The 25,242-nt window shown below is 30.2% G+C and carries 19 protein-coding genes; 17 read left to right on the top strand and 2 right to left on the bottom strand.

What is annotated here, in order from left to right; genetic code table 11:
* Positions 1–313: 313 nt before the first annotated feature.
* From EII29_RS03545 to EII29_RS03520, 6 genes are all read left to right on the top strand, one after another.
* A complete protein-coding gene (locus EII29_RS03545) occupies positions 314–4,630 on the top strand; it encodes a PolC-type DNA polymerase III (RefSeq protein WP_125236168.1) in 4,317 nt (1,438 codons plus the stop codon).
* 29 nt (positions 4,631–4,659) lie between these two features.
* The gene (locus EII29_RS03540) at positions 4,660–5,121 is read left to right on the top strand and encodes an N-acetyltransferase (RefSeq protein WP_125236167.1); all 462 of its coding nucleotides are present in this window, start codon (positions 4,660–4,662) and stop codon (positions 5,119–5,121) included.
* Between the two features lie 87 nt (positions 5,122–5,208).
* Entirely contained in the window at positions 5,209–5,718 is a 510-nt protein-coding gene (locus EII29_RS03535; RefSeq protein ID WP_125236166.1) for an N-acetyltransferase, read from the top strand.
* An 89-nt stretch (positions 5,719–5,807) separates the two neighbouring features.
* On the top strand, positions 5,808–7,313 hold the full coding sequence (gltX, locus tag EII29_RS03530; protein ID WP_125236165.1) for a glutamate--tRNA ligase: 1,506 nt from the start codon (positions 5,808–5,810) through the stop codon (positions 7,311–7,313).
* 664 nt (positions 7,314–7,977) lie between these two features.
* Complete coding sequence (locus EII29_RS03525; RefSeq protein ID WP_125236164.1) at positions 7,978–9,390, top strand: hypothetical protein; 1,413 nt, start codon at positions 7,978–7,980, stop codon at positions 9,388–9,390.
* An 89-nt stretch (positions 9,391–9,479) separates the two neighbouring features.
* Positions 9,480–9,890, top strand: a complete 411-nt coding sequence (locus tag EII29_RS03520) for a hypothetical protein (RefSeq protein WP_125236163.1) — start codon at positions 9,480–9,482, stop codon at positions 9,888–9,890.
* A 608-nt stretch (positions 9,891–10,498) separates the two neighbouring features.
* Here EII29_RS03520 and EII29_RS03515 read toward each other — a convergent pair.
* A complete protein-coding gene (locus EII29_RS03515; RefSeq protein WP_125236162.1) occupies positions 10,499–11,248 on the bottom strand; it encodes an IclR family transcriptional regulator in 750 nt (249 codons plus the stop codon).
* A 186-nt stretch (positions 11,249–11,434) separates the two neighbouring features.
* Entirely contained in the window at positions 11,435–12,886 is a 1,452-nt protein-coding gene (locus tag EII29_RS03510) for an MFS transporter (protein WP_125236161.1), read from the bottom strand.
* Between the two features lie 317 nt (positions 12,887–13,203).
* On the opposite strand from EII29_RS03510, the gene EII29_RS03505 reads away from it, so the two are divergent.
* The 11 genes from EII29_RS03505 (at position 13,204) to EII29_RS03455 (ending at position 25,167) form a co-directional block, all read left to right on the top strand.
* Positions 13,204–13,998: an HAD family hydrolase gene (locus EII29_RS03505; protein WP_125236160.1), complete on the top strand. Its 795-nt coding sequence runs from the start codon at positions 13,204–13,206 to the stop codon at positions 13,996–13,998.
* A gap of 28 nt (positions 13,999–14,026) precedes the next feature.
* Positions 14,027–15,733, top strand: a complete 1,707-nt coding sequence (locus EII29_RS03500; RefSeq protein WP_125236159.1) for a glycoside hydrolase family 3 protein — start codon at positions 14,027–14,029, stop codon at positions 15,731–15,733.
* 39 nt (positions 15,734–15,772) lie between these two features.
* The gene (gene uxuA, locus EII29_RS03495; protein WP_125236158.1) at positions 15,773–16,807 is read left to right on the top strand and encodes a mannonate dehydratase; all 1,035 of its coding nucleotides are present in this window, start codon (positions 15,773–15,775) and stop codon (positions 16,805–16,807) included.
* A 443-nt stretch (positions 16,808–17,250) separates the two neighbouring features.
* Entirely contained in the window at positions 17,251–18,096 is an 846-nt protein-coding gene (locus EII29_RS03490) for an SDR family oxidoreductase (protein WP_125236157.1), read from the top strand.
* Between the two features lie 4 nt (positions 18,097–18,100).
* Entirely contained in the window at positions 18,101–18,991 is an 891-nt protein-coding gene (locus tag EII29_RS03485; protein ID WP_125236156.1) for a sugar phosphate isomerase/epimerase, read from the top strand.
* A gap of 3 nt (positions 18,992–18,994) precedes the next feature.
* Positions 18,995–20,161, top strand: a complete 1,167-nt coding sequence (locus EII29_RS03480; RefSeq protein WP_125236155.1) for a Gfo/Idh/MocA family protein — start codon at positions 18,995–18,997, stop codon at positions 20,159–20,161.
* Positions 20,162–20,185: 24 nt separating this feature from the next.
* Positions 20,186–21,181 (top strand): Gfo/Idh/MocA family protein, encoded by a 996-nt coding sequence (locus EII29_RS03475; protein WP_125236154.1) that lies wholly within the window; start codon positions 20,186–20,188, stop codon positions 21,179–21,181.
* Between the two features lie 12 nt (positions 21,182–21,193).
* Entirely contained in the window at positions 21,194–22,054 is an 861-nt protein-coding gene (locus tag EII29_RS03470; protein WP_125236153.1) for a sugar phosphate isomerase/epimerase, read from the top strand.
* A 50-nt stretch (positions 22,055–22,104) separates the two neighbouring features.
* Entirely contained in the window at positions 22,105–23,499 is a 1,395-nt protein-coding gene (uxaC, locus tag EII29_RS03465; protein ID WP_125236152.1) for a glucuronate isomerase, read from the top strand.
* 20 nt (positions 23,500–23,519) lie between these two features.
* The gene (locus tag EII29_RS03460; RefSeq protein WP_125236151.1) at positions 23,520–24,143 is read left to right on the top strand and encodes a bifunctional 2-keto-4-hydroxyglutarate aldolase/2-keto-3-deoxy-6-phosphogluconate aldolase; all 624 of its coding nucleotides are present in this window, start codon (positions 23,520–23,522) and stop codon (positions 24,141–24,143) included.
* A gap of 4 nt (positions 24,144–24,147) precedes the next feature.
* Positions 24,148–25,167, top strand: a complete 1,020-nt coding sequence (locus EII29_RS03455) for a sugar kinase (RefSeq protein ID WP_125236150.1) — start codon at positions 24,148–24,150, stop codon at positions 25,165–25,167.
* Positions 25,168–25,242 lie beyond the last annotated feature (75 nt).

Raw genomic sequence — 25,242 nt, 5'->3', positions numbered from 1 at the left:
AAAAATATTTTAAAAAATAATATTATTTTTTCTGTTATAATGTAAAATAAATTGAATTATATCTATTATTTTTGTTATAATTATCATAAGAGCAAAAAATATATAAATTGTAAATAGAAAATTTATAGTTAGATTGATTGAAATAAGAAAGAACCGGTATACCGGACCGTTTTAAAAATTGTGTTAAAGTATTTATTTTTTCAGTTAAGAATGAAAGAAAACTTCTAAAACAGTTTTTAATATTATATTTAGGCTTCAGGAAGTTTTACTATATACAAAATATCAAAAATAATAAAAGTAAAGGAAAGATAAAATGGCGACAAAATATTTAAAATTAAGACCCGACAAGAAATTTACGGAAAAATATGATATTAAAAATTTTGAGATAGAACATATTAATTTGTTTTCACAAAAAAAAGAAATGGAAATTTATGTCAATATTGCTCATTATGATGCAACTCAAGAATTAAAAGATTTAAGAAAACTTTTACATAAAAATTTTGGAAATGATCTTGGGTTGAAAATAAAAATAAGTATAAAGCCTGAAATTGTAGAAAAAGATGTAAGTAAATTTATAAGATTTATAATAGACAATTATAAATCCGAAAGTGTAAGACACCAGTATATTTTTGCCAGTTATGATGTGGAGAGCTTTGAAAATGATGTATTTATAAAACTTCCGTCGGAATATATGATAGAAGAGGGAAGAAAAACCGAAATATTGAAAGACCTGTCTGAACGTATAAAAAATATAACAAATAAAAAATTCAACATAGAATTTACAGATGGAGATTTTGAAGAGTTACACAAAAAAGTAAATGAAAAGAAGGAACACTTGGAAAGAGCTGTAAAAGCTGAAGAGCTTCCTAAAGTCGAGCCTGAAAGGGAAGAAGTAAAGGAACAATGGAAGGGAAATAGAGGAAATTCAGCTTATAACGGATTCAGACGAAAAGTGGAAGACAGAAAAGCAAGTGAATTTAATATATTGGAAAGTTTAAATTCAGGAGAAGCTGTTGCTCTTGAAGGACATATATTTGATATAAATATATCCGAAACAAAAAACGGAAATATAAAGTATGACTTTTTAATTACAGATTATACAGATTCTATAGGATGTAGAATATTCGGGAAACCTAATGAGGATTTAAAAATAAGTCTGAATGATTGGGTAAAAGTAAATGGAATATTTGAACAGGACAGATTTACGGGAGAATTTTATATTAATACAAAAAAAGTTGATAAAATTGAACCGAAAGTAGTTAAAAGAAAAGACAGTGCCGAGAGAAAAAGAATCGAACTTCATGCTCATACAAATATGAGCGAAATGAGCGGTGTAGTTTCTGCAAAGGAATTGGCAAAAAGAGCAAAGGAATTTGGACATAGTGCGGTAGCGGTTACAGATTTCGGAGTAGTCCATTCATTTCCTTTTGCTTATAAAGAGTCAACCGATGATTTTAAAATAATTTTTGGAGTGGAAGCTTATGTGGTAGATGATGAACAGGAAATGATAACAAAACCGTCGGAAAAGCTTATAGAAGAAGAAATGTATGTAGTATTTGATATAGAAACTACAGGTCTTGACCCTTATAAAGATAAAATAATAGAAATCGGAGCTATTAAATTAAAAGGGAAAGAAATAATTGATGAGTTTTCGGCATTTATAAATCCTGAAATGGATATTCCCGAAGAAATTACCGCATTAACAAATATAACAAATGGAATGGTGAAAGATGCTGAAAAAATTGAAAAAGTGTTGCCTGAATTTCTTGAATTCTGTAAAGAGACTACAGTTGTAGCCCATAATGCAAAATTTGATGTGGGATTTATTAATCAGAAAGCAAAAAAATTCGGATTGGAATATTCACCAAGTGTCATAGATACACTTCATTGGGCAAGAATATTGCTTCCCGATCAGAAAAGATTCGGGCTTAAATATATTGCCAATTACTTTAATGTAATTCTGGATAATCACCATAGAGCTGTAGATGATGCTAAAGCTACAGCGGAAATATTCCAGAAGTTTTTAAATATGGTACTTAGCAGAGGCGTTTTAAAATTAAGTGAAATAAATAAGGAACTTCAGACAAATATTCAGAATGCCGATACACTTAATACTATTATACTTGTAAAAAATCAGGATGGATTAAGAGCACTTTATGAACTGATATCATGTAGCCATATAGAATTTTTTGGAAATAAAAAACCGAGAATACCTAAAACCGTATTAAGCGAAGTAAGGGAAAATCTTTTACTTGCAAGTTCCGCATCTGCAGTATTCGGAAACAGTGGAGAACTTGTGAACCTTTATTTACGAGGGACAGAAAAAGAAGAAATAGAAGAAAGAGCTAAATTTTATGACTATATTGAAATACAACCTCTTTCCAATTACGTGGATTTGGAGGGAGACAGTTTTTCAGAAATTGAAAGTGGAAAGATAGTTACTGAAATGAACAAGTATTTTTATGATTTAGGGAAAAAGCTTGAAAAAATAGTAGTAGCTACAGGAGATGTACATTATCTTGAAGAAAGAGAAGCCATAAACCGTAGTGTCCTTGTTTTAGGAAGTGGAATGGGACGACGGGTATTTTCCTATGATAAAAAACTTTATTTCAAAACTACAGATGAAATGCTTGAAGAATTTTCCTATCTTGGAAAAGAAGAAGCTTATGAAGTGGTAGTGGAAAACACAAATAAAATTAGTGATATGATAGAAAATGTAAGACCTATTCCTAAAGGTTTCTATCCTCCGAAAATTGAAGGAGCTGAAGAAGAAGTAAGAAAAATGACATATGATAAAGTCCATGAACTTTACGGAGAAGAACTCCCCGACTTTCTTAACGAGAGAATAGAAAAGGAACTTAATTCCATTATAGGAAACGGATTTGCAGTACTTTACCTTATAGCTCAAAAGCTTGTGAAAAAGTCTCTTGATAATGGCTATCTTGTAGGTTCGAGGGGGTCGGTAGGGTCATCTATCGTGGCATATTTAATGGGAATAACTGAAGTAAACGGTCTTTATCCTCATTACAGATGTCCTGAATGTAAACATAGTGAATTTACAGATACTGAAGGGAGTGGAGCGGATTTACCTGATAAAATCTGCCCTAAATGCGGTACTCAATATATAAAAGATGGACATGCCATACCTTTTGAAGTATTTATGGGATTTGACGGAGATAAAGTTCCTGATATAGATTTGAACTTTTCAGGGGAATATCAGGGAGAAATACATAAATATACTGAAGAGCTGTTCGGTTCGGATAATGTTTTCAGAGCAGGAACAATTGCCACACTTGCTGAAAAGAATGCTTTCGGATATGTTAAGAAATATTTTGAAGAAGTAGAAGGAACACCGGAAATAAGTAAAAGAAAATCTGAAGTAATGAGAATAGCTAAAGGTTGTGAAGGCGCAAGGAAAACTACAGGTCAACACCCGGGCGGAATGATAGTTGTACCTAAAGATAAATCCATATATGATTTCTGTCCTATTCAAAGACCTGCAAATGATATGAATTCAGAATCGAAAACGACACACTTTGATTATCATGTAATGGATGAACAACTTGTAAAGCTTGATATACTTGGACATGACGATCCGACAACCCTCAGAATACTTCAGGATTTAACCGGAATAGATATATATTCCATACCTCTTGACGATGAGAAAGTAATGAGTCTGTTCAGTGGAACTGAAGCATTGGGAGTAACTCCCGAGCAGATAGGTTCTCCTGTGGGATCATCAGGAATACCGGAATTCGGTACATCTTTTGTAAAACAGATGCTTGTAGATACTAAACCGACTACATTTGCAGAACTTGTAAGAATATCGGGATTGTCTCATGGAACGGATGTATGGTTGAATAATGCTCAGGAGTATGTAAGAAATGGAACTGCAACACTTAGTGAAATAATAACGGTGCGTGATGACATTATGAATTACCTCATTGACAACGGCCTTGATAAATCTCTTGCATTTAATATAATGGAATTTGTAAGAAAAGGTCAGCCTACGAGAAATCCAGAAAAATGGAAAGAATATTCGGATATAATGAAACAACATCGTGTAAAACAGTGGTATATAGATTCGTGTGAAAAAATAAAATATATGTTTCCTAAAGGGCATGCCGTAGCTTATGTTATGATGGCTGTGAGAATAGCTTATTTTAAAGTACATCACCCGCTGGAATTTTATACTGCCTTTTTAAACAGAAAAGTAGATGATTTTAAAATGACTGCTATGTTTAAATCGGTGGATAAATTGAAAGAAGCGAAAAAAGAACTGGATAGGAAAGGTAACTTGAATGCAAAGGAAAAGCAGGAGCTATTTTTATATGAAATTTTAATAGAAATGCATTATAGGGGTGTAGAGCTTCTCCAGTTGGATATTTACAAGTCCGAAGCTAAAGCATTTAAAATAGAAGACGGTAAAATAAGACTTCCTCTTGTGGCAATGGACGGATTGGGAGAAGCTGTTGCACTGAATGTAATAGAAGAAAGAAAAAAAGGAGAATTTTTATCAATAGAAGACCTTGTAAAAAGAACCAAATTAAATAAAACAGTTATGGAACTTCTTAAAGTACATAGCTGTATTCCTGAATTGTCGGCAACTAATCAGCAGACATTATTTTAAGTTCTTCGGAAAGTCAGGAGGATTGACAAATGTACAATATTGAAGTTTGCAGTGAAAAAGACAAAGAGTATATAATCGACAGATTAGTTGAGTATAATTTGTCTCAAGTATCAGGAAAACAGAAAGAAAATTTTATTGATTTAAGTAGAAAAGTAACAGATGAAAAAGGCGGAATAATAGGAGGAATTGTTGCACATATGTACTGTTGGAACTGCATTTACATAGATACACTCTGGGTTTCGGAAAAGTACAGAGGCAAAGGTATAGGAAAAAAACTTCTGAAAGAAACTGAAGACTATGCCGAAAAAAATAATGTACATTTAATACATCTGGATACATTTGACTTTCAGGCAAAGGATTTTTATGAAAAATACGGATATGAAGTATTCGGAATATTGGAGGACTGTCCTGAAAATCATAAAAGATATTTTATGAAAAAGAAAACTAGGAAACAGAAAAGAGTAGATTCTGATGAAAAACAGAGATTTTAATAAAATGCCCGTTTTTAAAATTGCGGGACATATTATTCTGCTTCTCGAAATAATGACAGTAATGGCAGTTTTAGAGGAGAAGCCGTTATGAATACAAGTATTTTATTTAGAAGACTGTCTTTGGAATATAAAATAAGACGGTTGGCTGAAGAAGATATTCAGGATATTTATGAACTCAGCAAGGAAAATACGGAATATCATAAATACTGCAAAACGGAATCGAGTGTTGAAAATTCAAAAGAAATATTAACAAACCTGCCTTTGGATAAAGAAATAAAAGACAAATATGTCATAGGATTTTATAAAGAGGGAAAACTGAAGGCACTTTTGGATCTTATAGCCGAATATCCTGATAAAGATACATTTTTTATAGGTCTGCTGATAATATCCCGAGAATGTCAAAGAAAAGGAGCAGGAACGGAAATTGTAAATGAAATTTCCAAATTTTTGAAAAGGAAAAAATATGGTTATATCCGTTTAGGCTGTATAAAAGAAAATAAAAAAGCTGAAAAATTTTGGATGAAAAACGGATTTTATACTGTAAAGGAAGTTTCTCAGGAAAAATATACGGTTACTGTTATGGAAAGAAAATTATAAAAACTATGCAAATAATATAGTTGCGGGAATATAAAAAGTATTATATAATATAAAAACTAAAAAGTAATAAATGAATGGAGAAAAAAGATATGTCAGAAAAAAGAATCAGAGTTAGAATCGCACCTTCTCCTACAGGGGATCCTCATGTGGGAACAGCATATATAGGATTATTCAACTATGTATTTGCCAAGCATAATAACGGAGATTTTCTATTAAGAATAGAGGATACTGACAGGACAAGGTTTTCCGAAGATTCAGAGCAACAAATATTTGATGCGATGAAATGGTTAGGGCTGAATTATGATGAAGGTCCCGATGTCGGAGGAAACAGCGGTCCTTACAGGCAGTCAGAAAGATTTTCAATATATAAGGAATATGCAGAAAAATTAGTAGAAAAAGGGGAAGCGTATTATTGTTTTTGTACTCCTGAAAGGCTTCAGAAATTAAGAGAAAGACAGATAGCGATGAAACAGGCTCCGGGATATGACGGACGTTGCAGAAATCTTTCAAAGGAAGAAGTGGAAGCAAAACTTGCGGCAGGGGAACCTTACGTAATAAGGCTTAAAATGCCTTATGAAGGAGAAACTGTAGTAAATGACGGATTAAGAGGAGATATAATATTTGAAAATAGTAAGATAGATGATCAGGTACTTTTAAAATCCGACGGATTTCCCACATATCATTTGGCAAATATAGTAGATGATCATTTAATGGGAATAACTCACGTAATAAGAGCGGAAGAATGGATAGCATCAACACCTAAACATATTCAGCTTTATAAAGCGTTCGGTTGGGATGAACCTAAGTGGTATCATATGCCGTTACTTAGAAATGCGGATAAAACTAAAATTTCTAAAAGAAAAAATCCTGTTTCTCTGAATTATTATATAGAAGAAGGATATTTAAAAGAAGGGTTGTTAAATTTTCTTGCACTTATGGGATGGAGTTTTGGAGGAGATAAAGAAATATTTTCTCTTGATGAAATGATAGAAAATTTTTCATTTGATAAGATTTCACTTGGAGGTCCCGTATTTGATCTTGTAAAACTTGGTTGGGTGAATAATCAACATATGAGAATAAAAGATATTGATGAACTCACTAAACTTTCTCTTCCTTACTTTATAAAAGCGGGATATTATAAAGATGAAAATTTATCTGAAGAAGAATACGGGAAATTAAAAAGAATAATTGAAATTTCCAGAGAAGGAGCTCATACATTGAAAGAACTTCCGGAAATAGCCTCGATATATTTTGAGGATAAATTTGAATTACCGTCAGTTGAAGAGGGAATGAATAAGAAAGAAAGAAAATCTGTTGAAAAGCTTCTATCATCTCTGGAGACAGAAACAGGAAAGAAATCTATAAAGTTATTTAAGGAAAAACTGAATAAATTTGATGAAAATATTACTGAAGAAGAAGCAAGACAGCTTCTTAATGAATTACAGGAAGAAATAGGAGAGGGGCCTGCAACTGTATTGATGCCGTTAAGAGCAGTAATTACAGGAAAAGCAAGAGGTGCTGATTTATATACTGTAATTGCTATAATCGGTAAAAAAAGAACTTTGGAAAGAATTGAAAATATCTTGAAAAAATAATATAAAATATTTTAGAAAATCGGACTTAGTTCCGATTTTTTAGTTGCAAGAGAGTTGAAATTTTCAAATATAATGAAATTACTTTAAAGTTAAAGAAAAATAAATTGGTTACAAATAAAAATAATTTATAAACTATAAATAATGTATGTTTTATAAAATTATAAATTACAATTTTTATTGATTTTATAGGATAATAAAATATATATTTATGAGTTTATATACTTTCTTCAAATTATAAGATGATATTATAAAAAAATTCAATTTTCGTAGTTTACTTTATTGTATCGGTAAAAACAATACAATATCACAAAATAAGCAGTAATCAGTTTTATAATTTTTTATAATAAATATATTATAAATTTTAAAATAGTTTTACCGTATTTTAAATTCATAAGATAATATTTTCCTGAAAAGTAAAGTGATATTTCCAAATATATCATTAAAATATATATTTGATCTGAGGACATACGATAATATCCGAATAGTAAATGTCATCAATCTTAAATAGCTGTATTAATTTTATTTTAAGTTAATTGAAAGTGAAAGTTGTTTGATTTAAAGGAATATGAAAATTTTAAATATAGAAAAGTAGGCAACTGAAAATTAAGTTTCGTAACTGATATTATTTAGTATAAGAATAATATCAAATTACGAGGTGAAAATTTTGCTTAGCATTGGTTATAATGAAATAGATATCTTATGGGAGATTACAAATTTTAAAATTGTTAATAAAGAAATGATAATGAGCAGCTATAACTTAACAAAATCAGGATTATCTGATGTCATTAAGAAAATAAATGATATACTTGACTGGGAAGGATTAAATCCGTTAATTGATAAAAAAGGGTATATATTTTTCAATAATGATCTGAGTAAAAAGAATTTTCAGATAGGAGAAGCTGTAAAATTTAAAAATAGCATAAGAAAAGAAATAATATATTTATTTTTATTGTTAAGCAACAGACATTTCAACATGACAAAATTTACCTTGAGATTTCAACTTAAAGAAAGTTCAAAAAAATATGTGAGAATAGATTTAAAATCCGTATTGGAAGAATTGAGTATAGATTATAGCGAGTATAGGGAAACAAAAAATCCTTTGGAAATTATAAGGAGAAAAATTAAAAATTTTGAGCTGTTACGTAGAAAATATTTAAAAAATATTTTAATAAAAAGATTTGAAAAAGCATATTTTTATGAATATATGAAGTATGAAGAGATGGATGAACATAATATTTACGAAACCAATCCTGAGAAAATAATGTCTGAAATAATTAAGGAAGAACTTAAAATTAAAGATATAAGATTTATATTTAAAAAGTTACAGACTTTTTTTAGAAAATATGGAAAACTCTTTACTATAAATGAAAAATATGACTTTTTTGTTTATTTTATTTTGAATTTGAATAATAAAAAAGAAAATATGAAGAAAAGAATAACTTCAAAAAGTGTAAAACTTAAAGAAAGCAGTGATTATAAATTATTGTCAGAAACACTTGATGAGATTTCAAAAAATGAAAATGTAAGAATTTATTCGTATTTCAGGTTAAAATTATACAAATTTCTTTTGAAAAAAGAAAAAGAAAATTTTAATGTGAAAGTAAACGAATTGAAAGAAAAATCTTATGATGAAGTTGTGACAGGAAATAATCTGACAGAAGAGTATGTTTATCAGATTGCTGAGGAAACTGAAAAAAGTAGAGAATATAAAAATTCAGAAAAACCGAAAACATTACTTGTGCTTGATGTAGAATATAGTAAAATGGTGAAATATGAAAGAAATATAAAAGACATACTGAAACTTGTAAATATAATTGAATATTCAAATGTAGAAAATTTATCGGAGAAAATTAATAATGATGAAACTAAGAATTATGAACAGATATTTATAATATCATCAGGTGAAATTCAGAATTTAATAAAAAATTATTCAAAAATTCCGATTTATTTTTTTAGGTTTAATGATGAAGATAAATCCGGAAAGAAAAAGGGAAAGTTAAAAAGAAGAGTAGATTTTGAAAGACAATTGTCAGAAGTTCGGGAAATGATGACAGAATATCGAAATATGAAAAAATAATCAGCTTATAAACTATAGACTATATATAGTAAATAGAGTAATAAGAGAAAGGAGAATATTAAAAAATAATATTAACAGGGGGAAGAAAAATGATAGAAAGAAATTTAGAATTGGATGAAGAAATCTATTTTCTAGAACATGCAGAAAGTTTCATGGAAATTAGAGAACATGCAGAAAGTATCATTTATGAGGGAAAGGAGAACATAGAAGAAAAGAAAAAGTGTGAAAAACATGGAGATGATATTATTACAATTGATTTGGGATGTTTGAAATTTGCCGTTTATCCTATTAAAAACGGAGAAATCAAAAATAAGGCAAAGATACTGAAAACCCGTAAACGGATAAACTACGGAAAAATTAGTATAAATAACCGGATCGAAGAATTTAAAACTAATTTATGTTTTGTAATATTTTATTCTCAAGAAAGAAAATTTGACTTTGCTTTTGAAGAATTATTAGAAAAAATTATTGAGAAAATAGATATTTATAAAAAACTGTAAATATCAGTATAAAATTTAATAGGAGCTGTTTCGTAACTTGGAAAATGAAACAAGCTCCTTTTTTATATTAAAAGTATGATATTTAGTTTTTAAGCAGGCATTCAATATCTTCATTTACTTCTTCCAATTACAATACGTCAATATTACGGTAATAAGAACCGGTAATAAAAGGATTGTTTTGTTTAATTTTAATACTTCATATTGAAGCGGTATTTATTATTTTAATTTCTTTGTCACTATTTATTAAAGGATTACATAAGAATAGATGCTTATATCTTTTAAATTTTTTATATGATTTAGCAATAATATTTTTTTCGCTTAATATCAATAAATGTTTTTTAATTTTTGATATATTTTTTACAATTTTAAATTTTAGAATTCTAATCTAAAATGTTTATGAAAAATATGGTATTAATTTACTCTCAATTTTTTTATTCAGCTGAGCTGGTGTATTATTAAAGAAATACAGTATATTTTTACTTTTTGTAAAGTAACTAAAGACAATAATTTAAATTTTTCGATACTGAAGTTGATTTTATTCGTTTCTGATAATGCAGTTACGTTTCTAAAAAATTAAAAAGAACTGTCAAAAGACAGTTCCCAAAAAATTAATAACCAAGCATTCCTGAAATCCTGTTTGCACATATGAGTACTTTATTTATATATTCATCTTTTTTCGGATTTGCGGCTGAAGTTGACAGGCTTATCGCTCCTACGGGTTTTTTAGAATAGTTGTAAAAAGCTGCGCCTATACAGTAAGTTCCGTATTCGTTTTCTTCATTATCAATAGCATAACCGTTTGTTCGTATTTTTTCAATTTCTTTCATAAATTCATTTAAATCAACTATAGTATTTTCAGTAAATTTTTTCAATTTAAAATTATTCCACATATTGTGAATATCAAAGTTATTATATGAGGCAAGTAATACCTTGCCTACAGCTGTAGAATAGAGGGGAGCGGTTTTTCCTATTTTTGAAGCTGTTTTAAAAAGAGCATTTTCAGCTTCAAATTTATCTATGTATAAAACTTCGGTATCATCTTGAATGACGATATGGACAGTTTCGTTTGTATCCAGTGAAAGTTGGCTTGCAAAGCTTCGAGTGATATTCATAAAATCAATTTTCTGAATTCTTTGACTTCCCAGTTTAAAAAGTTTTAAAGTAGTTCTATATTCTCCTGAATTAATTTTTTCCACATATCCGTTTTTTATTAAAGTTGCCAGTAAACGATGAACTGTTGGTTTTGTGAGTCCTGAATATTCGGTAATATCTGAAAGAGTCAAAACTTCATTAACGGAAAGGATTTCAAGAATATTCAGTGCCCTGTCTAAAGACTGTACGCTCGGTTGAAGGTTCATAAGTAAATCTCCTCGTATATTATTATTCAATTAATTATATACTAATTTTATAAAAAAGACAATTCCCATATGAAGAAAACCGTTTTAATATTATAAAATAAAATTTTAAAATCTGTTTTAAATTTCAACCTGAAACATTGATGTTTTTTATAAAGACGGTTTTCAAATATGGAAAATATTTAAAAATTATTGCGAAGAGTTTTTCAGTGAACTTATATGGACCTGAATTTCTTCCATTTTTTCTGCACTTAAAGGATAAAATTTTAATGCAATAATTGAAGCAATCCATCCTAATACAGGCATTCCTAAGAATAGGAAAGTAGCAGCATAAAACATTTGAGGAGTATTAGGATCTCCAATTTTTGGAAACCCTTTTGTATAACCTATTCCTGCAACTACCAGTCCTACTATTGTAGTTGCCATTGAAGAAATAAGTTTATCTACGAAAGAGAAAAGAGTTCCCATCATTCCCGGTATATATTTTCCTGTTCTATATGTTTCATAATCGGCACAATCGGCAATAGCATTTATAGTAAGTCCCCCTCCTGCTCCTGAAATTCCCCTTCCGATACACCATAAAATTATAAATCCTAAAGTTTCAAAACTGAACAAGTTGCTTAATCTTATTTTAGTAGGATCCCCGAACTTTAAAAGGAAGAAAATCAGAGAAAAAGAAATCATTGACCCCCAAGCTGTAACAACAAGCCCCTTTTTTATTCCCAGTTTTCTTGCATACTGGACAAAAAATTGCAATAAAAGGAAAGCGGGAATAATTGTAATCAGCCCCAATTTTGCCTGTAGCGTATTATCTCCCATAATAATACCGTATATCATAATTCCTACAGCGGCATTACTTGCCGTAGAGGAAGCTATTTTGTCAGTAGAAGCTGCAATTATAAGCATTTGAATAGCTCTGTTATGAATTATAATATCTATATAATCAGAAAATCCGAGTTTGGCATTTTTTTCTCCCAGTCCGAAAAATTCTTTACGATCTTTCTGATAAATTCCGATAAAAGATAAGATTGTAAGAACACCGCTTATAGCTATAAAAGTAAACAGCAGCTCATTAAACAGCAATAAAGAAAATTCATTTCCATATTTCGGCAGCAAATATCCGTTTACATAAACAGGTAGAAAACATGAAAATAATAATAAAGTAAAAGTACCGTCAAAAGCACCGAATAAAGGACGCTGTTTCGGATCATTGGTAATACAAGCTTGTCCGGCTTTAGTAACTGCAGTCTGACATGTATATCCGATTATGTAGATTGCGTAAATAATAAGGAAGAAAAGTAATCTTATATTTTCAGGTAATGTATGGGTAACTTTGAATAAAAGGATAGTGGAAATGACCATAATAATATAACCGGTAACTATATACGGTCTGAATTTTCCTAATTTTCCTTCAGTCCTATCAATCAAGTAACCTATTAAAGGATCTGTAATACCGTCAAATATTCTCATTGAAGTAAGAATATTGGATATAAGAACGGTAGCAAGTCCAACAAATCCGGTAGCATAATATCCTACATAAAACATAAGTGCAAGAAAGATATTTGTAGCAGTATTATTGAGTGAAAATAATCCAATTTGCCATAATTTAGCTCGATTGTAAACAATATTTTCATTTTTCATAAATTTTCCTCCTAAAAATAATTTTTATTCCATATTATGAAATTATATTCCATTATTATCTTATGTTAAAATTATAATACAAAAATCAAAATTGTCAATAGATTAAAAATAAAAATTTGCATTTTAAAAAAAAGAAGGTATAATAAAAATGTAAAGTATTTTGAAATTATTTTCCATAATACGGAATTTTAATTTTTATCTTATGTAAGAAACAAGTAAAATAATTTATGATTTATAAAAGAGAGGTGAATTTGTAAGAAGATGAAGTTTGAAAAAAAAAGGAATACATAGTTTGCATTGATTCGGACGGTTGTGCAATGGACACCATGGATGTAAAACATAAAAAGTATTTCGGTCCGTTACTTATAGAAGAGTGGAAGATAAAGAATAAAAATAAATTTATGAAAATATGGAATGATGTAAATTTATATTCAGAAACAAGGGGAATTAATAGATTTAAAGGATTTTTCGCGGCTTTTAAAAAAATGAAAGAAACAGGGGAAGAGGTTGGAGACATTGATATGATAGAAAATTGGATAAATAATACCGACGAACTGTCAAACATATCTCTGGAAAAGGAAATAAAGAAATTGGAAAAAACAAAAAAAGAATCAAAAAAAGGAGAACAGTTGAAAAAGCTTCTTAATTGGAGTAGAAATGTGAATTTGGGAATAAAGGAACTGGAAAAAACGGACAGACCTTTCAGAGGTGTAAAGGAAGCGTTGGAAAATATCAGTTCGGTATCAGATATTGTAATAGTTTCTTCAGCTAATAGGGAAGCAATTATAAGCGAATGGTCAAGACATAATATACTGAAATATACCGATACAGTTTTTTCCCAAGAAGACGGTACAAAAAGTGACTGTCTTGAAAAAATAAGAAAATATGGATACGAAAATAAAAAAATACTTATGATAGGGGATTCTCCCGGAGATTTGGAAGCTGCACAGAAGAATAATGTACTGTTTTATCCTATTATATCCGGAAAGGAAGAAGAAATGTGGATAGAGCTTATAAAGAAAGCCAAGGACAAATTTCTGAAGCATGAGTATAGAGGAGAATATCAGAATGAACTGATAGACAGATTTAAAAGAAATTTAGAGAGAAAATAAATATGAAAAAATATTTAAGGAGGAAATAATGTCTGAAAAAGTTAACTTAAAAGAAAAACCTTATTATCTGTCTGATAAAGATATTGAATGGGTAGAAGAAACTATAAAGAATATGACTGATGAAGAAAAAATCGGACAGTTATTTTTTCAGTTGTTTTTTGATTTCAATGAAGAAAATATAAAAGAAAAACTAGGCAGGTATCACTTGGGAGGAGCAAGATATCATGCGGCAAACTCTGAAGATGTATTCGGTTTTTCCGAAAAATTGCAAAAGAACAGTAAAATTCCTATGTTTATTGCTTGTAACTGTGACAATGGAGGCGATGGAGCATGTAAAGACGGTACATATATTGCAACAGCAGCCCAGTGTGAAGCAACAGATTCAGAACAGGTTTCCTATAACGCAGGACTTGTAAGCGGAAAGGAAGCTACTGCAATCGGCTGTAACTGGAATTTTGATCCATGTTCGGATATTGTAATGAATTGGAGAAACACTATAGTAAACACCAGATCTTACGGTACAAATGCAGATACAGTCCTGAAACATATAAGAAGTTATGTAAAAGGATTAAGACAAAGTAATATAGTCTCCACAATCAAACATTTTCCGGGAGATGGTACCGAGGAAAGAGACCAGCACCTTGTACTTGGAGTAAATGAATTATCGATAGATGAATGGGACAAGACTTTCGGGAAAGTCTATAAAACAATGATTGATGATGGAATAATGGCAATTATGGCAGGACATATAGCACTTCCTGAATACTCAAAAAAACTTGTTCCTGAAATAAAGTATGAAGAAATTATGCCTGCTACTTTAGCTCCTGAACTTATAACGGAACTATTGAAAAAGCAATTGAATTTTAACGGTCTCGTAATTACCGATGCATCACATATGCTTGGAATGACAGCCGCAATGAGAAGAAAAGATTATGTTCCAAGAGCAATACAGGCAGGTTGTGATATGTTTCTATTTTTTAATGATATGGATGAAGATTTTAAATATATGATGGACGGATATAAAAGCGGGATTATAACAGAAGAAAGACTTATCGATGCTCTTAGAAGAATTTTGGGACTTAAAGCCGCTATCGGACTTCATGAAAAAAAGAAAAATAATGATCTACTGCCTAAAAAAGAAAATTTAAGTATAATAGGCTGTGAAGAACATAAAAAAATGGCTGCTGAGGCAGCGGATTTAGGGATAACTCTTGTCAAAAATACACTGGGAGAATTGCCTATTAATCCTGAAACACATAAAAGGATAAAGCTTTATGTCCTGACAAATGAGGAAAAAAGTGTTTATAAGGCTGAAAAAAATACAACAGCTTCAGTAATAATAGAAGAACTTGAAAAAGCTGGATTTGAAGTGGAACTCAATGAAAGAGGAATAAGAGAAAAAGGAAAAATAGAAGAATACAGGAAAAAATATGATGCAGCATTTGTATTTTCCGATATAAGAGGTTATGCTGTGGAAAATAATTATCGTATAAGATGGTCGTGTGCCATGTCAAATGAAATTCCCTGGTTCGTATGGGAAGTACCTACAGTGTTTGTATCATTAAATTATACTACCCATCTGACAGATGTACCTATGGTAAAAACATATATAAATGCTTACAACAATACAAGGGAAATAATAAAGCAGACCATAGAAAAGATTACAGGAAAATCGGATTTTAAAGGGAAATATAATGAAAATGTATGGTGTAATAAGTGGGAAACTAAAAGATAAAAGTAATTTATAATATGAAAATGACAGGGAGGAAATTTTATGAAAATGACTTTCAGATGGTATGGAAAAGACGATCTAGTAACTCTTGAAAAAATTCGTCAGATACCTAATATGTATGGAATAGTTACTGCAGTTTACAGTGTACCGCCGGGAGAAGTGTGGCCTGAAAAAGACATTCTTGATTTGAAAAAGGAAATAGAAAAGCACGGAATGAAAATGGAAGTAATTGAAAGTGTTCCTGTACATGAAGACATAAAACTGAGAAGAGGTAATTATAAAACTTATATTGAAAATTATAAAGAGAATATAAGAAGACTTTCAAAAGCAGGAGTAAAAGTAATATGTTACAATTTTATGCCTGTCTTTGACTGGACAAGAAGTCAGTTGGATAAAGAACTTGCTGATGGTTCAAATGCCTTAGTTTATTATAAGGAACATATAGATAAACTTGATCCTACAAAGCTTGAATTACCGGGTTGGGATTCATCTTATACTTCTGAAGAAATGAAAGAACTAATAGAAGCTTATAAAAAACTCGGAGAAGAGGGGCTTTGGGATAATTTAAAATATTTTCTTGAGAAAATTATTCCTGTAGCTATAGAATGTGATATAGACATGGGCATACATCCAGATGATCCGCCTTGGTCGATATTCGGAATACCGAGAATAATAAAAGATGAAGAAAGTCTGGATAGATTTTTAAAGTTATATGATGATTCCCACAATGGATTAACTTTATGTAGCGGAAGTTTAGGATGTAGCAGAAAAAATGATTTTGTGAAGATGGTGAAAAAATACAGTAGTATGGGAAGAATACATTTTGCACATATAAGAAATGTAAAAATACTTGAAGACGGCAGCTTTGAAGAAAGTGCCCATTATTCTCCGTATGGAAGCCTTGATGTAGCGGAAATATTGAAAGCATACTATGAAACTGGATTTAACGGATATATAAGACCCGATCATGGAAGAATGATATGGGGAGAAATAGGAAAACCGGGATATGGACTGTATGACAGAGCATTAGGTGCAATGTATATGACCGGCATCTGGGAAACATTGAAAAAATTTTAAAGAACTCTTTCTTTTCAGTAAAAAAAGTTGAGCCAAAAAATAATTGAACTCAAATTTTATAGTTATGCAAAAATACTCATTTGTTGTAAAAACAAAAAAAGATATTTTTACAATGTTTACTTTAAATATTTTTCAGGCTGTAAAATTTAAATATTGAAGATTAAAGAAAAATGAAAGAAACAGCTTTAATTAAAAATATAATTAAGCTGTAATAATAATAAAAGTATAAACTTGAAATACAAATAAAATTTTCGACATTCAAAATTTTATAAAAAAAATATAAATTATGTTGTTGGAAAAAGAAGTTGTTTCAGTAAAGAAAGTTTACTGTTTCTTGAATATAATAAATATTTTTAAGATTAAGAATTTTTACGTTAATATCAAAAATGTGAAGGTGGAAATGAGGTTTCACAGAAAAAATATAAAGGAAGTGAAATATCTATATGAAAATACCTTTTGAAATGAATATGAAAGACAAAGTAATAGTAATAACAGGAGCAGGGGGAGTTTTATGCAGTATGTTTGCCAAAGCCCTTTCAAAAACAGGAGCAAAAGTTGCTCTTCTTGACATAAATGAAGAGATTGTCAAAAAATATGCAGAAGAAATAAAAAGTGAAAAAGGTGTTGCCGAAGGTTATAAATGTGATGTACTGAATAAAGAAAGTATAGAAAAAGTGAGAGAAAAAATAAATAATGAACTTGGAAAATGTGATATTTTAATAAACGGAGCAGGAGGTAACAATCCTAAAGCTACAACCGATAACGAAATATTTAAACCTGAAGATTCAGGTAAAGTGAAAACATTTTTTGATTTGGACAAAGAGGGAGTGGAATTTGTATTTAATCTGAATTATATGGGAACATTGCTTCCCGTACAGGTTTTCGCTCAGGATATGATAGGCAGAAAAGGTGCAAATATAGTAAATATTTCAAGTATGAATGCTTATACACCTCTCACAAAAATTCCTGCATATAGCGGAGCTAAAGCTGCCATCAGCAATTTTACACAATGGCTTGCAGTTCATTTCAGCAATGTAGGAATAAGATGTAATGCTATAGCACCGGGATTTTTTGTAAGTAAACAAAATGAAAAACTTTTATTTAATGACGATGGGACACCTAAAGAAAGAGCCGAAAAAATTTTAAGAAATACTCCTATGAAAAGATTCGGAAAAGAAGAGGAATTACTCGGTGTATTATTTTTTCTTATAAATGAAGAAGCGGCAAGTTTCGTAAATGGAGTTATAATACCTGTAGATGGAGGATTTTCAGCATATTCGGGAGTGTGATAAAATGAAAAAAATTAACAGCGAAATATTTATATCGGGATTTTCTGATGAAATTTCAGCTGAACTTGATAAACAAATAAAAGTTGTAAAGGAAAATAGTATGAGCTATATTTCTCTCAGAAATATAGACGGAAAAAATATAGGAGAATATTCATTTGAAGAATTTAAGGAAAAAATATTTCCAAAACTGAAAAAAAACAACATAAAAGTATCGTCTTTAGGTTCGCCTATAGGAAAAATATTTATTGATGATGAGAGAAGTTATGAAAATCAGCTGAAAATACTTAAAGAACTTTGCCGTATAGCTAAACTGACAAAGACGGAATATATAAGAATTTTCAGTTTTTACATAAAAAACGGGGAGCATAAAAAATACAAGGAAAACGTTATTAAAAAGTTGAAAAAATTTGCACAAATAGCTGAAAATGAAGGAATAATACTTATTCATGAAAATGAAAAAGATATTTATGGAGATACTTTTCAAAGATGTAAAGAAATAATAATTGAAGTAAATTCCCCAAGTTTTAAAATAGCATTTGACTTTGCAAATTTTATTCAGTGTGGAGAAGATACATTAAAAGCATATGAACTTTTAAAAGACGATATTGTGTATATTCATATAAAAGATGCAAATTATGAAGACGGCCAAAATGTAGTCTGTGGAACGGGAGAGGGGAAAATAAAGGAAATTTTATCTGATATTATTTTAAAAAGAAGTTATAAGGGGTTTTTAACCCTTGAACCTCATCTTGCCCAATTTGAGGGATTGAAAAATCTCGAATTGGGAAATATCGATGAAATTATAAAAAATGAAAAAAAATTGACGGGAGAAGAAGGGTACATATTACAATACAGAGCATTAATAAAAATATTAAATGAATTGGGAGTTGATTAATATATGAAAAAAATCAGATTAGGAATAATAGGCTATGGAGCCGAAGGAGGATTGTATGCAAGTTTCTTTAAAGAAAAAAAACTTTCCGAAAATCTTAAACTGACTGCAGTATGTGATATAGATATTGAAAAAGAAAAAAAAGTAAAGGAAAGTTTTCCTGATATAAAGTTTTTTAAAAATTATAAAGACATGCTTGACAGTGGTCTTGTAGATGCCATAGTAACTACGGTTCCTCATTATTTTCATTGTGAAATGGGTATAGAAGCTATAAAAAGAGGCATACATCTGTTAGGAGAAAAACCTGCAGGAGTGTATACTAAAGATGTAAAAAGACTTATTAAAGTTTCAGAGGAACATCCTGACGTAACTTTCGCCATATTTTTCAATCAGAGAACAAATCCTTTATATAGAAAAGTAAAAGAACTGATGGATAATAAAGTCATAGGAAATATGAGAAGAACAGTCTGGATAATTACTACATGGTGGCGTCCTCAAGGATATTATAACCAGTCTGAATGGAGAGCTACATGGGGTGGTGAAGGAGGAGGAGTACTTGTAAATCAGGCACCTCATCAATTGGATTTATGGCAATGGATATGTGGAAAACCTAAAAAAGTTTTTGCAAAAATGGCATTTGGGTTTAAAAGGGATATAGTCGTGGAAGATGAAGTAAATGCCCTCGTAGACTTTGGAAATGGAGTGACAGGAAGTTTTATAACATGTACTCATGATATTTTGGGAACGGATTATTTTGAAATTTTAGGAGATAAAGGAAAAATTATAGTAGAGAACAGTAAAAAGCTGACAATAAAAACTCTTAAAAAAGATGAAGAAATTCTAAGTAACGATATGAGTATGGAAGATGTGATAAAGCTTTTCAAAGGACAGCTAGATCCTGAGGAAATGTATGATGAAGAAGTATTAGAATTTGATTCTCGTCACGGAGAGCAGCATATAAATGTTCTTGAAAATTTTGCAGCTCATATTTTAAACGGAGATCCCTTACTGGCAGCAGGCAGAGAAGGAATTAACGGAGTAAGACTTGCAAATGCTATGCATTTATCAGCTTGGCTGGGAAAAGAAGTGAATTATGAGCTGAATGAAAGGGAATATCTCGATTTACTTAATAACAGGATAAGAAAAGAGGGAAAATACGAAGAGAAGCAGTAAAAAATATATGTAAGGAGAAATTTTATGAAAAAAGTCTGTGTTATCGGGTTGGGAGATATTTCAAGCATACATATTAATGCACTGAAAAAACTTGGAAATATAAGAATTTCGGCAATGTGTGATATTGACGGAACATTGAAAAGAAAATATCCCGACTATAAGTTTTACAGTGATTATAGAGAAATGCTCGAAAAAGAAAATCCTGACTGTGTACATATCTGTTTACCCCATTATTTACATTATAAAGTAGCTAAAGAAGCGATCGAAAAGGAAATTAATGTATTTCTTGAAAAGCCTGTGGGAATAGATGTCTTCCAGACAAATAAACTTTTAGAAATAGAAGAAAAAAATCCTCATATAAAAATATGCGTATGTTTACAAAATAGATTGAATAGAACATTTGAAAAAATGATGGAATTTATAAAATCGGGAAGTTACGGAAAAGTCAAAGGAATAAAAGGCATTGTCACATGGAACAGAACTGATGAATATTATAATTTAAAGCCATGGAGGAAAAAGATGGAGTATTCGGGAGGCGGAGTTATGATAAATCAGACTATTCATACTTTAGATTTAATGCAGCTTATAGGAGGAAAAATTAAAAATATAAAGGGTGTAACAGTAAATCTAGAGGATCATGACAGTGAATTTGAAATAGAAGATACGGCACTGGCAAAAATAAAATTTGAAAACGGAATAGAAGGAATTTATTTTGCTACAGTAACATATTCGGAAAATTCAAGTGTCGAGCTTCAAGTAATAACTGAAAAGGCAAAATTTACAATAAAAGACAGTATTCTTACAATTTCTGAAAAAAATGGATATAAAAAAATATTAGCTGAAGATGATAAACTTGAAGGAACAAAGTTTTATTATGGAGCAAGTCACGAAAAATTAATACAAAAATTTTATAAATGTCTTGAAACAGGAAGTGATGACTATATTCATGTAAAAGATGCTGTTCCGTCAATGAAAATGATAGAAATGATAAAAAAATCTTCAGGAAAGATAATAAAGTAGGAGGTTATATTTATGACTAAAATAGGTGTACAGGCAATGACGATTAAAGAAAAATTTAAGGAGCTCGGAGCTTATGAAACAATGAAGAAAGTTTCAGAACTGGGTTATTCCTATATTGAATTATCTCAAATTCCTATGACTAAAGAAAATATTAGAGAAATAAAAAGAGCTTCGGAAGATTTTAACATAAAAATAGCGGCAATGAGTGCGGCACTAGAGGGAGTACAGGGATTGAATCAGGAAAATCTTACCGATAATTTTGATAAAATAGTCAATGATTGCAAAACATTAGATTGTAATTATTTAAGAATAGGAATATTACCTTTTCACTGTATGGGAAATATAGAAAAAATAAAGGAATTCAGTTTTAAAATGAATAAAATTGCCGGAAAGCTTCTTGAATACGGTATAAAACTTTATTATCATAATCACCATATAGAATTTGAGAAATATGAAGGGAAATTTATCTTGGATATTATAAGAGAAAGTGCTGATAAAATAGGATTTGAATTGGATGTACACTGGATTTACAGAGGAGGGCTGAATCCTACGGATATATTGAAGAAATATGAAGGAAAAGCAGCTCTTGTACATTTAAAAGATTACAAAGTAGGAAAGTTTAATACAAAAGCATTGGATTATCTAAAAGAGGGAAAAGTTGAAGAATTTATGAGTGCTTTTGTAGGAAGTATACAATTTGCCGAAGTTGGAGAGGGAACTTTGGATTTTTCCGAAATAATAACAGAAGCAGTAAAAGCAGGAACAGAATATTTATTTGTAGAACAAGATGATACATATGGAATTGACCCTTTTGTGTCTCTTGAACTTTCAGCCCGAAATTTGAAAAAAATGGGGTATGAAAATATGTTTTAAAAAAAGTAGAAAATAAAAAATATACCCAATATCGAAAGAAGTGATAAAAAATGAAAAAATTTTTAGATAATGATTTTTTACTGGAAACTGAAACAGCTAAAAGACTTTACCATGAATATGCTGAAAATATACCTATAATAGATTATCATAATCACCTTAGTGTCAAAGAAATATATGAAGATAAGAAATTTTCGAGTATAACTGAAGCATGGCTAGCATTTGACCATTATAAATGGAGGATGCTGAGAGTAAATGGAGTTACTGAAGAATATATAACAGGAAATAAAAGTCCGAAAGAAAAGTTTGATAAATGGGCAAAAACAGTTCCCTATACTTTGGGGAATCCTATATTTCACTGGACACACCTCGAATTGAGACGAATATTCGGAATAGAAGAAATTTTATCTCCGAAAAGTGCAGACTTTATATTTCAAAGATGTAACGAACTTTTGAAAAAAGATGATTTCAGTGCAAGAAATCTCATAAGAAAAAGTAATGTTCATGTATTATGTACAACAGATGATCCTAAAGATGATTTAGCTTATCATAAAGCTCTCAAAGATGAATTTGAAGTGAAAGTCCTTCCGTCTTACAGACCTGACAAAGCACTTCATATTGAAAAAGACGGATTTGCTTCGTATATAAATGATTTAGGCAAAATAGTCGGTTATAAACTGGAAAGTTATTCTTTACTAAAAAATGCGTTAATTGAAAGGTTGGATTATTTCTGTGAAGCGGGATGTAAAGTCACGGATCACGGACTTGATGAAATGCTTTATGCTGATGCTTTTGAAAGTGAAGTTGAAGAGATTTTTATAAAAGGGCTTAATGGAGAAAAGCTTTCCAAAGAAGAGCTTAGAAAATATAAAGGAAATCTTTTAAATATTTTGGGAAAAGAGTATAATAAAAGAAACCTTGTAATGCAGCTACATATAGGTCCTTTAAGAAATAATTCTACAAGAGGATTTGAAAAATTGGGTCCTGATGCGGGATATGATTCAATAAATGACTTGAATATCGCCTATGATTTGTCGAAATTCCTTGATTCCCTTGATAAAATAGATAAGCTGCCTAAAACAATATTGTATAATGTCAATGCCAAAGATAATGATGTAATGTCTTCCATGGCAGGAAATTTTCAGGATGGAAAAACTCCCGGGAAAATACAGTTTGGAACAGGTTGGTGGTTCAACGATCAAAAAGACGGAATGGAAAAGCAGATGGAATCTCTGGCACAGATAGGTATGCTATCCAGATTTATAGGAATGCTTACAGATTCAAGAAGTCTTTTATCTTTCCCGAGACATGAATATTTTAGAAGAATATTGTGTAATAAACTGGGAAATCTTATAGAAAGCGGACAATATCCTGACGATATTGGTTTTGTAGGGGAAATAGTAAAAGATATATGTTATAACAATGCAAAAGAATATTTCGGATTTTAATTTTAGGAGGATTTGAAAAAATGGATATATTTAAAAAATATACAACTTTGGAAAAACTTGTAAATGAAAAAATAGTAGCTGTAATCAGGGGAGATTCTGAAAGTGAAGTTATTTCAGTAGTTGAAGCCTGTAAAGAGGGTGGAATAAAAACTATGGAAGTTACTTATACGATAAAAGTTGCTTCAAAAATAATATCACATTTTTCTGAAGATAGTGATATAATTGTAGGTGCGGGAACAGTACTTGATTCTGAAACTGCAAAAACAGCTATATCTGCAGGAGCAAAATTTATTGTGGGACCGAATTTCAGTAAAGAAGTCGCTATATTATGTAATAGATACCAAATCCCATATATTCCGGGTTGCCAAACTGTAAATGAGGTAATTCAGGCATTGGAGGCAGGATGTGATTTGATTAAACTGTTTCCGGGAAATAATTTTGATTTCAGCTATATAAAATCATTAAAAGCTCCTATTCCTAAAGTAAACTTTATGGTAACCGGAGGAGTGAATACGGAAAATATAAATGAGTGGCTGAAAGCAGGTGCTTTGGCAGTAGGCATAGGAGGAAATCTTGTAAAGGGAACTAAAGAAGATATAGTTAAAACAGCAGAAGAATATTTATTAAAAATAAAGGAAGTTTAGAATTATGAAAAAAGTTTTATCATTTGGAGAAATATTACTCAGATTATCTCCACAGGAGCATAAAATGATAATTCAGTCAAATACGGATGTATTTGAAATATTTTATGGAGGAGCTGAGCTTAATATTTCCATAGCATTATCAAATTTTGGAATAAAGTCGGGATATATAACTAAAGTACCTGATAATGCCTTAGGTCATAAAGGTATAAAATACTTGAAGCAATACGGTGTGGATACTGATGATATAGAGATAGGCGGAGAAAGAATAGGAATATATTTTCTTGAAAACGGATATTCATTACGACCGTCAGTAGTAACATATGATAGAAGATATTCGGCATTTTCCGAAATGGAAATGACTGATGAAAAAATGGAAAAAATATTATCAAAGTATGATGTACTGTTTTTAAGTGGTATAACATTGTCAGTAAGTGAAAAATCATTTGAACTGTCAAAAAGAATGATAAAAATAGCAAAAAAACTGAAAAAAGAAGTTGTATTTGACTGTAATTACAGGTCAAAACTGATTTCTTTGGAAGAGGCTTCAAGAAGGTACAAAGAAATTATAAATAATGTAGATGTATTATTTGCAAGTTATTTGGATTTTGTTAAAATTTTCGGGATAGAACATAATTTATATAATGATACGGAGACTTATAAAGAATATTATCAAAAATTATATAAAAAAGTATATAAAATATATAATTTTAAATATATAATTTCTTCAATAAGGAAACCGTTAAGTTCGAACAGGAATATTTATTCGGGAATAATAACGAACGGGGAAAATATTGTAAAAGGAAAAGAATATATAGTGGAAATAAAGGACAGAGTGGGAACGGGAGATGCTTTTACTTCAGGTGTAATATATTCATATTTATCAGGGAACCAAATGGAAGAAATGATAAACTTCGGAATAGGTTCGGGAGTGTTGAAACATACGATATATGGAGATGTGTCGGAGTTTAAAAAAGAAGATATTTTAAAAATTATAAATACTGATTCATATGATGTAATAAGATAAGGGGATATTAAAAATAATAATAACAAAAAATGATGTACTTTTTGAAATTTCAAGTAATTATATTTATAATCGGGT

It is taken from the genome of Leptotrichia sp. OH3620_COT-345 (assembly GCF_003932895.1).
Taxonomy (GTDB): Bacteria; Fusobacteriota; Fusobacteriia; order Fusobacteriales; family Leptotrichiaceae; genus Pseudoleptotrichia.
The sequence above is the reverse complement of the archived record's forward strand: the minus strand, read 5'-3'. Positions and strand labels throughout refer to the sequence as shown.